This is a genomic window from Paenibacillus sp. RUD330, from assembly GCF_002243345.2.
In the GTDB taxonomy this organism is placed as follows: domain Bacteria; phylum Bacillota; class Bacilli; order Paenibacillales; family Paenibacillaceae; genus Paenibacillus_O.
In genome coordinates, this window is record NZ_CP022655.2 from 5,180,543 (window position 1) to 5,193,870 (window position 13,328).

The 13,328-nt window shown below is 60.6% G+C and carries 11 protein-coding genes; 9 read left to right on the forward strand and 2 right to left on the reverse strand.

The genetic code is table 11. The annotated features are described in order from the left end of the window. Window positions 1-21: 21 nt before the first annotated feature. The 7 genes from CIC07_RS23465 to CIC07_RS23490 all read left to right on the forward strand — a co-directional run bounded on the left by CIC07_RS23465 (window position 22) and on the right by CIC07_RS23490 (window position 8,300). A complete protein-coding gene (locus tag CIC07_RS23465) occupies window positions 22-684 on the forward strand; it encodes a TetR/AcrR family transcriptional regulator (protein ID WP_240923494.1) in 663 nt (220 codons plus the stop codon). Window positions 685-755: 71 nt separating this feature from the next. Continuing rightward, the gene (locus CIC07_RS23470) at window positions 756-3,029 is read left to right on the forward strand and encodes a HAMP domain-containing histidine kinase (protein WP_076357672.1); all 2,274 of its coding nucleotides are present in this window, start codon (window positions 756-758) and stop codon (window positions 3,027-3,029) included. A 66-nt stretch (window positions 3,030-3,095) separates the two neighbouring features. Further along, window positions 3,096-4,355, forward strand: coding sequence for a YhgE/Pip domain-containing protein (locus CIC07_RS23475; protein WP_165895368.1), 1,260 nt, complete (start codon window positions 3,096-3,098; stop codon window positions 4,353-4,355). Next, entirely contained in the window at window positions 4,352-5,026 is a 675-nt protein-coding gene (locus CIC07_RS23480; RefSeq protein WP_165895370.1) for a YhgE/Pip domain-containing protein, read from the forward strand. Before CIC07_RS23475 ends, CIC07_RS23480 begins: the two co-directional genes overlap by 4 nt. Before the next feature lie 63 nt (window positions 5,027-5,089). After that, the gene (locus tag CIC07_RS23485; RefSeq protein ID WP_076357668.1) at window positions 5,090-6,865 is read left to right on the forward strand and encodes an ABC transporter ATP-binding protein; all 1,776 of its coding nucleotides are present in this window, start codon (window positions 5,090-5,092) and stop codon (window positions 6,863-6,865) included. Window positions 6,866-6,982: 117 nt separating this feature from the next. After that, window positions 6,983-7,408 carry an MFS transporter gene (locus CIC07_RS25780; protein WP_346775649.1) on the forward strand — a complete coding sequence of 142 codons (426 nt, stop codon included), beginning with the start codon at window positions 6,983-6,985 and terminating at the stop codon, window positions 7,406-7,408. Continuing rightward, complete coding sequence (locus CIC07_RS23490) at window positions 7,398-8,300, forward strand: MFS transporter (protein ID WP_346775650.1); 903 nt, start codon at window positions 7,398-7,400, stop codon at window positions 8,298-8,300. Before CIC07_RS25780 ends, CIC07_RS23490 begins: the two co-directional genes overlap by 11 nt. A 153-nt stretch (window positions 8,301-8,453) precedes the next feature. On the opposite strand, the gene CIC07_RS23495 is transcribed toward CIC07_RS23490, so the two are convergent. Next, window positions 8,454-8,732, reverse strand: coding sequence for a hypothetical protein (locus CIC07_RS23495; protein ID WP_139334432.1), 279 nt, complete (start codon window positions 8,730-8,732; stop codon window positions 8,454-8,456). 689 nt (window positions 8,733-9,421) lie between these two features. Between CIC07_RS23495 and CIC07_RS23500 the strand changes: the two genes are divergently transcribed. Continuing rightward, the gene (locus CIC07_RS23500) at window positions 9,422-10,195 is read left to right on the forward strand and encodes a carbon-nitrogen hydrolase family protein (protein WP_076357664.1); all 774 of its coding nucleotides are present in this window, start codon (window positions 9,422-9,424) and stop codon (window positions 10,193-10,195) included. A gap of 292 nt (window positions 10,196-10,487) precedes the next feature. Here CIC07_RS23500 and CIC07_RS23505 read toward each other — a convergent pair whose 3' ends face one another. Then, window positions 10,488-11,582, reverse strand: a complete 1,095-nt coding sequence (locus tag CIC07_RS23505; protein WP_076357662.1) for a putative 2-aminoethylphosphonate ABC transporter substrate-binding protein — start codon at window positions 11,580-11,582, stop codon at window positions 10,488-10,490. Between the two features lie 339 nt (window positions 11,583-11,921). On the opposite strand from CIC07_RS23505, the gene CIC07_RS23510 reads away from it, so the two are divergent. Further along, window positions 11,922-12,992: an LLM class flavin-dependent oxidoreductase gene (locus CIC07_RS23510; protein WP_240923495.1), complete on the forward strand. Its 1,071-nt coding sequence runs from the start codon at window positions 11,922-11,924 to the stop codon at window positions 12,990-12,992. Window positions 12,993-13,328 lie beyond the last annotated feature (336 nt).

Below are 13,328 nucleotides of genomic sequence, written 5' to 3' on the forward strand. Positions count from 1 at the left end.
ACATAGAAAGGAGAGCTTCTTTTGCCGAAATTTTACCATTCCGATTCCGATAAAGAAGGAACGCGCCGCGCGCCGGGCCGGCCGAAGGCGGAAGACCGCGGAACTCCCGTCCGGGACCTCGTGCTGCAGGCCGCATCCGTCCTGTTCATGGAGCAAGGCTACGAGGCCGTATCGCTGAACCAGATCGCCGAGCGGTGCGGCGTCACCAAAGCGTCGGTCTATTATCATTTCACGAGCAAGCCGGTCCTGTTCACCGCCTCCGTCACCGATATGCTGCGCAAGGCCAAGGCCGGAACAGAAAGGCTGCTGGAAAGCGGCGGAACGCTGCGGGAGAGGCTGCTCCGCATCGCTCAGGTCCGGCTGGCCCGAAGCCAGCATGACGAATTCGAAACGCTGATGAGGGAAGCCTCCCACTGGCTGACGGCGGAGCAGAAAAACGAGATCCGCGAAGCCGAGGACCATCTCCACCAGCTTCTTGCCGTCCATTTCCGCAAAGCTCTCGATGCCGGAGAAGTGAAGAAGGGCAACCCTCTTCTGATGGCCCATCTCTATACCGCCCTGCTGATGATCGGCAATCGGGAAGCGGCGCAAGGGATGTACGGCTCCATCGACGAGCTGGCCGATCAGATGATGGATCTGTTCTGGTCCGGCATCGACTCCGTACGTCCGCTAGACCAAGCGTGATTGTCCCAATCGTCTGCCAGCACCCGATCCTGTAGGTCATCTTGGCTATGTGAGGAGAGAAAAAGCAGGACATGTCGATCAAACTGAAGCTATCCGCTCTCATATCGTCAGTCGTTGTCCTGATTCTGGCATTGAACCTGCTCGTTTTCTCCCTGTATTCGACCGGGCAGCAGGAAAAAGCGGTCGAGCAGCAGATCCGTACGGCCGCCGATCAGATCCGCTTCTCCATGACGCCGACGCTGCGGACGGCTTATTACCTCGATGCCGCCGTCTCGGAGCGGATGCGTGTCGCATCTATTGCCGCCATCGGCCTGCTCGGACCCCGCCTCGCCGACGTCTCCCAAGCGACCCTGCTGGAAAGCGCGGCCAAGCTCAACCTGAGCTCCCTGTCGCTCGTCCAGCGCGAATACGGCGGCAAGATTACGATCAAGGCCTCGTCCGATTCCGATCTGCAGGGCAAGACGATCGGCTCCGGCAGCCTCAACGGCAAGGTCGTCAGCGACCTGGTCAGCAGCAGATACGCGTATGTCGACCGGGGAACGAGCCTCCAGAATTACTGGTGCGACTCGCTCTTCTATTCCGAGAGCGGCTACAAGTCCAAGCTGAGCTTCTATTACGACGGAACCGCCGACTACGTCCTGCGGATCTCCTACAACGTGCAGCCGATGGTCGACAAGCTGACTCCGATCCAGGACAACAGCAACATCGACGACATGATCCTCGATTCGCCGGGTCTGGTCGAAATCACAGGCATCAATGCGGATCTGGTGCCCGGTTCGGACAGCGGCCAGCCTTCCGAGCTGCGGCAAGGATTTCCGGACAACGCCATGGAGTTCGGATCGTACCGGTACGTCGATAGAGAGAACGATTATGCCTTGATGGAACAGGCCAGCCAGACAGGCCTGCCGGTGTACAACAAGACCGAGCTGCTCGGCAAAAAGCTGCTGAGGGGCTACATCCCCTTCAACGTAGACTCGATCCGCAGCTACGTCGTCATCGTTTCCCTGGACACCTCCTTGTACGGCGAGTCGCTCAACAAGCAGTTCTTCCTGCTGCTCGCCATATCGCTCACGCTGCTGATCGTCGCCATATCGGCCAGCTACCTGATTTCCGGCGTCGCCTTGCGGAAGCTGAAGCTCGTCATCCGAAGGGTGAACGCGGTGGCCAAGGGAGACTTCAACAAGCCGATCCGCCTCAGCAGCAACGACGAGATCGGCGAGCTGGCTCAAAGCGTCAACCTCATGGCGTCCAATATGAGCGCGTATACGAGCAGGCTGAAGGAGTCGGCGGAGGAGCTTCGCCACACGAAGGAGCATCTGGAATCGCTCGTCAGCCATACGAAGGACGCCATCCATACGTACGGCCTCGACGGGCGGCTCATGAGCGCCAACCGCGCCTTCGAGACGATGCTCGGGTGGTCGGAGCAGGAGCTGATGGATGCGAATTCTCCAGCCTCTTTCCCGCCCGCCAACGAGGAGGAAATCCGCCGAATGATCGCAAGCGTGCTGGACGGGGTCGCCTATATCGACGCGGAGTCCACGCTCGAGACCAAATTCGGAGCCCGCATCGACGTGAGCACGACGGCTTCCCCGATTCGAGACCATGACGGGTCGATCGTGGCGGTATCCTGCATTTCCCGCAACGTGACGAACCGCAAGCATACCGAAGAGCTGCTGCGCCGGACGGAGAAGCTCTCCGTCGTCGGACAGCTGGCCGCCGGCGTCGCCCACGAGATCCGCAATCCGCTGACGACGCTGCGGGGCTTCGTGCAGATGCAGATGGAGGGCAAGGAGCTGAGTCCGTACTTCCTGTCGATCATGCTCTCGGAGCTGGACCGGATCAACTTCATCGTGAGCGAGTTTCTGGTGCTGTCCAAGCCCCAGGCCAATCATTACCACAAGCAGCGCATCGCGCCGATGCTGGAGGATATGGCGCTGCTTCTGGAGCCGGAAGCCAATCTGTCCGGAGTCGGAATCGAGCTCGATCTGGACAGCGGCATCGCCCCGATCCTATGCGAGCCGAACCAGATGAAGCAGGTATTCGTCAACGTCATCAAAAACGGCATCGAGTCCATGGCGGAGACGGGCGGCGTGCTGAAAATCGGCCTGCATCGGGACGAAGCGGGATATGCCGTCGTCACGGTCGAGGACCAGGGAAGCGGTATTTCCGAGGAAGACCTGCTTCGCCTGGGCGAGCCGTTCTTCACCAGCAAAGAGGGCGGCAACGGCCTCGGGCTCATGGTCAGCCAGCGCATCGTCAGCAATCACAAAGGCGCTTTCGTCATCCGCAGCCGCGTCGGCCAAGGAACTGTCGTCCGCATCAGCCTGCCCGTCCTCTCCGAATGATCCTCCCGCTCTCCCGGGATACTAGGCAGACAAGCTGCTGCCGCAGCATCTGGGAGGGCGGAATTCATGAAAACGATATTCAGCATCGCTGCAGAGGATTGGCGGCGGATCGGACGGAACTGGACCGCCTGCGTCATCCTGGGAGGCCTCGCCCTGCTCCCTTCCTTGTACGCCTGGTTCAATATTCTCGCCTCGTGGGACCCGTACGGCCGCACTTCCGAAATCCCGTTCGCCGTCGTCAACGAGGATGCCGGCTACCGGCTCAGTCCGGCGCTGGGCGCCGCGGCGGGAGGCGAAGCCGGGGGCATGCTCCGGGCCGGAGACGAAATCGTCAGGGCGCTGCGAGAAAATTCGTCGATCGGCTGGCATTTTGTCGGCGGGAAGGAGGCGCTGGACGGCGTTCGGGACGGCACTTATTATGCCAGCATCCTCATTCCGCCGAACTTCTCCGAGCGGATGGCCAGCATCCTCTCGCCCAAGCCGCTTCGCGCGGAGATTACGTACACCGTCAATGAGAAGATCAATGCGATCGCGCCAAAGATAACCTCCTCAGGAACGAATACGATCATCAAGAACTTCACCGAGCAATTTTCCGAAACGGTGAACGGCACGATCTTCCGCCTGTTCAACGAGCTCGGGACCGAGCTCGAACGGGAACGGCCGGCGATCGAGCATGCGGAGCAGCTCGTCTACCGGCTGGAGAAGGAGCTGCCCGAGGTGAACCGGATCGCAGCCGTCGCCCGGAAGGATCTGGGCAAGACCGCCCAGCTCACGGCGGAGGCGCAGAAAGCGCTCCCGTTCGCCGAGAAGCTGACCCGGGAAGGCTCCCGCTTCGCAGACGGAGCCGGAACGTTCCTGCAGCACGGCAGCGAGGCGCTTCAGGCGGTATCTCCCGCTGTGAAGCAGAATTTGCTGCTCGTGCAGCAGGCTGCTGCGGCGCTCGAAGCGGCCGCCGCAGCGCTCGGCGAAGGCGGGGCGGACAACTCCGCCCGCGCCGCCGAAGCTCTCGCCGCAGCGGCCGCCCGCATCGAGGCGGGCCGCGCGGCGGCAGGCGCCCTGGCCGCGCTGCTGCCGCGGCTTGGCGCCTACGGCGATGCCGGCGGCGTGCTCGCCGCCGCCGGCAAGCGCCTTGGCGGGCTCGAGCGCAGCCTCGCCCGCCAGGCGGAGCTGGCCCGCGCCGCAGGCGAGGCGCTGGCGGCGGGCGGCAGCCGGCCGCCGGGCTTGCCGAGCAGCTGCGGCAAGGGGCCGAGGAGGCCGGGCGCATCGCCGCCGACCTCCTCGGCCGCTACGACAGCGGGCTCGCGCCGCGTGTCGCGGCAGGAGTGAAGGCGGCGCAAAAGGCCGCCGCAGAAGCCGGCGACGCCCTGAAGCGGGCGCATGCCCAGCTGCCCGCCGTGACCGGACTGCTCCGGGATGCCGCCAAAGGCATCGCGTTCGGCCAAAGCAAGCTCGACGCCTTCCAGAGCGAGCTGCCGGAGGCCGAAAAGCGGATTCGGGACCTCGCGGCCAAGCTGCGGGAGCTGCGCAAGAAAGGCAATATCGGCGAAGCCATCGATCTGCTCAAGAGCAATTACGTCCAAAAGGCCGAATTTCTGGCCCGCCCGATCGAGCTGAAGCAGCATTCCCTGTTCCCAATCGCCAATTACGGAACGGCGATGACGCCGTTTTTCACCGTGCTCTCGCTGTGGGTCGGCGCGCTGCTGCTCGTCTCCATGCTCAGCCTGGATGTCCATCGAGAGGCGGCCGTCCCGCATGCCTATCTCGGCCGCTTCCTGACCTTCTGGGCGATCGGCCTGCTGCAGTCGATGCTCGTCACGCTCGGAGACATCCGCGAAACGGTCGGAGGCCTTCTTCCCGCAGCCGCGCGCAGGGATTTGTCGATGCTGCTGCTCTTCGGCGTCATCGCGCTGCTCGCCGGCCTGCTGCTGAAGAAGCCGCTCGGAAGAGCCGCCGAGAGCCTTGCGGCAAAAGCCCGCGAAAGCGGAATTATTCATTGACCGTTGATGGAAATCGAACCACTACGCAGAATTTTTTCTGTCGCCCGGAGGAATCCACTGAGAATGAGATCCCATGCCGCCCCCGAGCCCGATAAAGCTCCGCTGTGGCCGATGTTCAAGCGCCTGTTCCTGCATGTCAAAGGACAATGGCCGCTGCTTCTGGCCGCTTGGCTGTCCATGGCCGCCGTCGCCGCCCTGCAATTCGTCATTCCGAAGCTGACCCAATATGCGGTCGACCATGTCATTCCCGGCAAGCTGTACGGCCAGCTGCTGCCGATCGCAGGCGCCGTCTTGGGGACAGCGGTTCTGCTCGGCGTATTCGGCTATATCAGCAGCTACACGTTCAGCAAAGCCGGCCAGCAGACCGTCTTCGAGATCCGCAACCGCCTGTACCGCCATTTGCAGAGCCTCGATCTCGGCTTCTACGACCGCCGCCGAACGGGCGACCTGATGTCCCGCATGACGAGCGATGTCAACCAGCTCCAGCAAATGGTCAGCTCCGGAACGATGGGCATTCTGACCGACGCCGTCACGTTCATCGCCATTGCCGGTTACATGCTGCTGGAGAACGCGCAGATGACCGTTGCGCTCCTGGCCTTGTTCCCCGTCATGTTCCTGACGGCCCGCCGCTACGGCGGACGGATGCGCCGCACCTTCCGACGGGTCCAGGAAACCGTGGCGGAGATGAGCAGCCATCTGCAGGACACGCTCTCTTCCATCCGGCTCGTCAAGTCGTTCTCCGCCGAAGAACGCGAAAGCGCTGTATTCGCCCGCTTGAGCGCCGACAACCGGGACGCCAATCTACGCTCCACCCGCTTCAGCGCGATCTTCGGCCCCATGATCGACCTGCTCCAATACGCAGGCATGGCTTTCGTGCTTGCCTTCGGCTCCTGGCAAGCGATGCGCGGCGATATGACCGCCGGCTCCGTCATCGCCTACCTCAGCTATTTGCGGCTGCTCCAAAACCCGGTCAGGCGCTTCAGCCGCCTCATGAGCACCGTACAGCAGTCCGCGGCGGCCTATGACCGCATCATGGAGACGATGTCGGCCGTTCCCGACGTCAAGGACCGGCCCGATGCGGGCGAGCTTAGGCTCGCCGGCGGGAAGATCGCGTTCGAGCAGGTATCGTTCCGCTACTCCTCCTCCGCGGCTGATGTGCTGCATGAATTCAACCTGACCTTGGCCGCGGGCAAAACGACCGCCCTTGTCGGCTCTTCGGGCGCGGGCAAAACAACGGCAGCCCATCTCGTCATGCGTTATTACGACGCGACCCGCGGCAGGATCACGATCGACGGGACCGACATCCGCGATGTGACCCAGGCTTCCCTGCGCCGTCAGATCGCGATCGTCTCGCAGGATGTCATGCTCCGCAACGGCACCGTACGGGCCAATCTGGCTTACGGCAAGCCGGGGGCCACCGAGGAGGAAATAGTCGGCGCCGCGCAGGCAGCCTACGCGCATCCGTTCATCGAGCAGCTTCCGGACGGCTACAATACGGAAGTGGGAGAGAGAGGCGTCCGCCTCTCCGGCGGGCAGAAGCAGCGGCTTTCCATCGCCAGAGCACTGCTTGCCGACCCCAAAGTCATCATTCTCGACGAAGCGACGGCTGCTCTGGACACGGAATCCGAACAGCTCATCCAAGCCGCGTTGGAAACCCTCTTGGCCGGAAGGACAAGCCTCGTCATCGCACACCGTCTCTCCACCGTCCGCAGAGCCGATCTCATCGTCGTCATGGAGCAGGGCCGCATCGCCCAGAGCGGCACCCATGAGGAGCTCATGGAGCAAGGAGGGCGGTACCGCCGTCTGTACGAGCTTCAGTTTCCTCAGCAGGCAGGATGATGCGGCTCTGATTTCTCCGGCTTTGCCGGGTATGAAACTCCCGGCCGGGGCGAATCCTACCCAAGGACGCTTTTCCGGCGCTCGAGTACATTACGCGAGAGAAGGGTGACGGCAGGAGTGAAACCAGATAAACACGGCGGTTCCGCCGCCGCATCGGGCGGAGGGATGAAATGGCCGCGCGGGAAGTTTGTCGGCAGGGAGCCTCAGCCCTCCCACAAGAAAGCCGACGACAGCCGCACAGCCGCCCTTCTCGCCCTGTCATCCGTTCCCTTGATCATGACGCTGGGCAATTCCATGCTCATTCCCGTGCTGCCCGCCATCGAAACGGCGCTCGGCATCACGCCCTTGCAGGCGAGCCTCATCATAACGGTCTACTCCGTCATGGCCATCATTCTGATCCCGATCGCCGGTTATCTATCCGACCGCATCGGCCGCAAGAAGGTCATCATCCCTTCGCTGATCCTGGCCGGGGCGGGAGGCGCGGTATGCGGCTGGGCCGGCAGTCTCCAGCCGGGGGGGTTACGGCATCATTTTGGCGGGTAGGGTGCTGCAGGGAATCGGCGCCGCAGGGGCCATGCCGATCGTCCTCCCTCTGGTCGGGGACATGTTCCGGAGCGAGCAGCAGGTAAGCGCGGGACTCGGACTGATCGAAACTTCCAACACGTTCGGCAAGGTGCTCAGCCCGATCCTCGGATCGGCTCTCGCCCTTCTTGCCTGGCAGGCGCCGTTCTGGTCCGTGCCTGTTCTTTGCGCGCTCTCCATTATCCTCGTGCTGTTCCTGGTCAAGGTGCCGCCCAAGCAGGGCAAGGAAGCAGCTGCGCCTCCGCCTCCGGGCAAATTTTTGAGCGGCGTTTGGAATCTGTACCGCAGCAAGGCGAGATGGCTGACGGCTTTGTTCGTCGTAGGCTGCTTTTCGATGTTCATCCTATTCGGATTGCTGTTCTACCTGTCGGAAACGCTGGAAAAAAGCCATCACATGAAGGGCATCCTGAAAGGCCTTGTGCTCGCGATTCCTTTGGCTGTCCTTTGCGCGGCTTCCTATGCGGCGGGAAAATGGATCGGCGAGCACAAGAAAGTGATGAAATGGACCGTCACCGGAGGATTCCTCCTCTGTGCGGCCAGCATTGCCGCCTGCCTGTTCTGGGAGGCCACCTCCATCCGCATCGCCCTGCTGTCGGGCGCAGGCCTAGGCATCGGCGCCGGCTTGCCCTGCCTCGACGCCTTCATTACCGAAGGCATCGACAAGGAGGAGCGCGGAACGATCAGCTCGCTGTACAGCAGCATGAGATTTATCGGCGTGGCCGCAGGCCCGCCCGTCGCTTCGCTGCTGATGAAGCAGTCCGCGCCTCTGCTGCTTGGAGTCATGGCTGCCGTGGCTGCCGCCGCCTTCATCCTAGCGCTTGCCGGCATTCGCCCGCGCAATGACAAAGGCTGAGCCGCTCATGCGGCTCAGCCTTTGTTTGTCTCTTGTTTTCCGCTTGTTCCGGCACCTCTTGATGGCGTGCAGCGTTTTGTTTCCGGCTCAAGCATGAGGGAAACGGTTCTCATCGCTTATCGGGGTGACTTGACCTAACCGGCAGCCGGTTCATTACGGGCCGCTTTGCGATCCCCGCTTTTCGCGAGTACAGGCCATCCCGACTTTACTGGCTGCATCCCGCTTTTCGCGAATACAGACCATCCCCGCTTTACCCGCTGCATCCCGCTTTTCGCGAATACAGACCATCCCCGCTTTACCCGCTGCATCCCGCTTTTCACGAATACAGACCATCCCCGCTTTACCCGCTGCATCCCGCTTTTCGCGAATACAGACCATCTCCGCTTTACCCGCTGTATCCCGCTTTTCGCCAATTGGCTTATTCCGACTCAACTGGAATTCGTCCCCGTTTCGCCATTAGAGGCTATTCTAGAAATTTATCGGACATACGTTCCGCTATTCGGCCCATTTGCAGGCTAATTCAGATTTATCGGACATACGTTCCGCCATTTCCAATTTATTATCAACATAAAAGTAGACTTCAAAGAAATAACGGATCTGATGTCCGATAATTGCCTCTAAAAGCTCATTCTCAGCAAATAACGGATCCTATGTCCGGTACGGTTAATTGGCATTGAATTTTAAGTACTGCCGATAAGCGCAGGCAGCATCAGAATGCCTCCTATTTGATTTCATGGGCGTTTTTCTTGTCTCCAGTCACGTTCGTATCCTTGCTTTCTACTCAACGAGGTTTGATTTCTACCGTTCTTTTTAATCCCCCCTCCTTCCTGTTCTGTTCTCGAGCCCCTTCCCATTCCCGTCCCTTTGTCGTCCCTTTTCTCATCCTTTTGTTGTCCCTTTTCCCGTCTCTTTTCTCGTCCCTTTGTTTTCCCGTTATCCCTTTCCCCCCCCTTTCCTCGCCCCGTTTTCCGCTGTCCCTTCTCGTCTCGTTGTCCATCCACTTCTCTCGTTTCGGACTCCAACTCCCCGTTGAATTTTCTTCCCTCATCCTTATCCCAGAAAAGCCTATGCAGGCTGCTTGGGGACATCTTACAATGGAAGAAAAAGGGGATGAATATCGAATGGAAAAGAATTTCGTCCGAATCGCACTCGCCCAAACGTGCTTTCCGAAGTCTCTTGCGCATGGAGAGGATCTCATAGCCCGAGGAATAACCCAGGCTGCGGAGCGGGGAAGCGCCATCGTCTGTTTTCCGGAGGCTGTCCTTCCGGGGCTGAGAGGGGTCGGCTTTGAAGTTGAGCCCTATGATCATGAGGCCATGCAGGCTGCGCTGAAGCGCTTATGCGAGCTGGCCGCCAGCCGCCGGATCGCGGTCGTGCTGCCTACGGAATGGAAAGGCGAGGGAGGCATGGAGCTGGCCGCATTTGTCATCTCCGCCGATGGCGAGCTGCTTGGACGCCAGACCAAAAACCAGCTCGATCCGGACGAAGAGCCATTCGGTTATAACCCCGGCGTCGGAAGAAGGCTGTTCGAGATTGAGGGGCTGAAATTCGGCATCGTCATCTGCCATGAGGGGTGGAGATATCCCGAGACCGTCCGCTGGGCCGCGCGCCGAGGGGCGGATATCGTCTTTCATCCCCAGTTCACTCCCGCTGTGCCCAACCCTGAATTCTATAAAGGCGCCATGGCTTGCCGCAGCGGTGAAAACCAAATTTACTTCGCGAGCGTCAATTTTGCATTGGAAGGTCAGCAGGTCGTCACCAGCCTGATTTCCCCTGCCGGTGCAACGCTTGCCACGGCTTCCCCCGAAGTCGAAGAGCTGATCGTCTACGATATCGACCCTGCCCAAGCCACTCGCCGTCTTGCGGGCAGGCTGCGGCCGGAGCTTCTTGACTGAGCAGCTTCCAAGCAAATAAACGGGGATGGCCTGCAGGCCCCCCGTTTCAATGTCCAACTTTCAAGCACGCTTCCTGCTTTTCGGCTCTCTTTCCAGCTTCTCAGCACTCTTTCCTGCTTTTCGGCTGGCTTCCCAGCTCTCCAGCTCTCCAGCTCTTCAGCTCTCCAGCTCTCCAGCTCTCCAGCTCTTCAGCTCTCCAGCTACCCAGCTCTCCAGCTCTCCAGCTCTCCAGCTCTCCAGCTCTCCAGCTCTCCAGCTCTCCAGCTCTCCAGCTCTCCAGCTCTCCAGCTCTTCAGCTCTTCGGCTCGCTTTTGCCGTCGTAGCGCTGGGTCCATTCCTTCAAAATCGCATCGCGGTCTTTGGCGGCCGCCTGCAGGTCGTACTTGATGAGCTGGTCGACGGGATTTTGGGCATAACCGGCCGGGAGCTCGCCCGATTCGTCCTTCACGGCCGTAATCGGATAATTTTTCTTGTACTCCTTCATCGCGTCGTCCGTAATGGCCCAATCCAGGAACTCCTTGGCGGCCGGGTTGATGTTCGCCTTCTTGATCAGGGCGTTGGCTTCGACGTCCCAGCCGGAGCCCTCCGCAGGAAAGACGGCTTCAACCGGCGTTCCCTTGTCCTTTTCGGAGATGACCCGGTAGCCGAAGGAAATTCCGATCGGGTACTCGCCCGTTCCCGCCATCTTGGCCGGCTTGGAGCCGGAGTGCACGTACATGGCGATGTTCTCGTTGAGCTTGTCCATGTACGCCCATGCTTTCTCCGCTCCCATCAGCTGGATAAGGCCGGAGACGGTCAGGAAGCCCGTGCCGGAGGAAGCAGGATTCGGCATCGTGATCAGACCCTTGTATTCCGGCTTCAGCAGATCCTCGTACGATCTCGGAATCGCCAGCCCCTTCTTCTCCATCTCCGTCTTGTTGACGGCGAAGGCCGTCTCCCAGGCATCGATGCCGACCCAATGGGCAGGCTCCCGGTCATCCTTGAAGGTCGGCTGGATGCGCTCGATGCCCTTCGGCGAATAAGGCTCCAGCATGTCGTTCTGGTCGAGCACGAGCAGGCTGGTCGCCGCCGTTCCCCAGACGACGTCTGCCTGCGGGTTGTCCTTCTCCGCCAGCAGGCGGGCCGTAATGATGCCGGTCGAATCCCGGATGATGTTGATCTTGATGTCGGGATGCTGCTCATCCCATGTTTTCAAATACTCCTTGATCTGATCGTCCTCAAGCGCCGTGTAGACGAGCAGCTCGGAGCCCGCCTTGCCCTGCTTGGCTTGCGTGCCGCTGGACGAGCCTTCCGCTTCCGTTCCTCCGCCGCCGGTTCCGTTGCCGCATGCCGATACCCAGGTGAATGCGGCGAGCATCGCCGCTGTCAACAGCCATTGTTTCTTCATGGTTTCTATCCCCTTCGCTTCGGCTTCGCTCTCCCTTCTTACATTAGCGTTGGTTGTTCAATGGAACGTAAAGCGAATGTGAATGATTTGTATTGTTTTGGCTCTTATGTGGATTCAGCAGAAGTTTTGACTCATAAAATACGTGTTTCGGTTGCGTTTCAAGCTCTTCTCGGCATTTTCGCCCCTCTTCCAAAATAAAGAGAAAAGAAACAGGGCATCCTTGTACCTATGCCTTCAGAGCCGAATAGGCCCCTTCAAAGCTCCTTCATTTTGCTTACTAAATTTGAGAAGCAATAGATAATATAGTACAATGAATAGACTTAAAGGAGGCCTATTCTTATGTCCGCTTCACCGAGAAAGATGGAACTTGGAATCAGCACGTTTTTGGAGGCCATGCCGGCCTCGACTGCAGGCCCGACGATCAGCCATGCCCAGCGTCTGCGCAACGCGGTCGAGGAGATCGTCGTCGCCGAGCAGGCCGGTCTGGACGTCTACGGCATCGGAGAGCATCATCGGCCTGATTATGCGGGAAGCGCTCCAGCCGTCGTGCTTGCCGCCGCAGCGCCCCTGACCAAGACGATCCGCCTGACAAGCGCCGTCACGGTGCTGTCCTCGGACGATCCCGTCCGCGTCTACCAGCAGTTCTCCACCCTCGACGGCCTCTCGGACGGACGTGCCGAGATCATGGCGGGACGAGGCTCGTTCATCGAGTCTTTCCCCCTGTTCGGCTACAGCCTGGACGATTACAACGAGCTGTTCGACGAGAAGCTGGAGCTGCTGCTCCACATCCGGCAATCGGAAAAAGTAAGCTGGCCCGGCGGCCATCGGCCGGCCATCGACAACCAAGGCGTGTACCCGCGCGCGGTGCAGGAGCCGCTGCCGGTCTGGATCGCTACGGGAGGCAATCCGGAGTCCGCCATTCGCGCCGGCGTGCTCGGCCTTCCCGTCGTGTTCGCGATTATCGGGGGCATGCCGGAGCGGTTCGCCCCGCTGGTGGACCTCTATCGCCGCGCCGCCGCACAGGCCGGCCACGATGTCTCGAAGCTGCGGGTCGCCACGCACTCGCATGGCTTTGTCGGCGATACGACTCAAGGAGCCGCCGATGCCTTCTTCCCCCATAACCAGGCGCAGATGAGCGCCATCGGCAAAGAACGCGGCTGGGCCGGATACGACCGCGCCGCCTACGACCAGTCCCGTACTCTGCGGGGCGCTCTCTATGTCGGCGATCCCGAATTCGTCGCGGAGAAAATCGTGCTGCTGCGCCAGAACCTCGGCCTCGACCGCTTCTTCCTGCATGTGGACGTCAGCACGATGCCCCATCGCGAGGTGCTGAAGGCCATCGAGCTGCTCGGCACGAAGGTCGCCCCGATCGTCCATAAGGAGCTGGAGCGCATCGAAGGCGGCAAGTAACTTTCCCCAAGGGAGCGTCGAGCATTTCTTCCCAGGGACATTTCCCACTTGAAAGCCCGCTCATTCCCGCTCATCGGCTCCTCGCAAGAACGCCCTGCAGGAGCCCCTTGACTTGCTACCAAGACCGTTCCCGCCTGCATGCGGCTGGACGGTCTTTTTTCTGCATCCGCGGACCATCCTGCGCTTCCTTCCGGCCGCCCTGACGGCCCGCGCCCTCTTGGGAGCCAGCAGGCATTTCGCATGCAATCCCCAGTTGACGAAGCCGCTGCCCGATGTTATTGTCTAACTTAGTAAGCTTAATATAACGTTGTTAGATTGTAATGGCGGCCTTGCCTT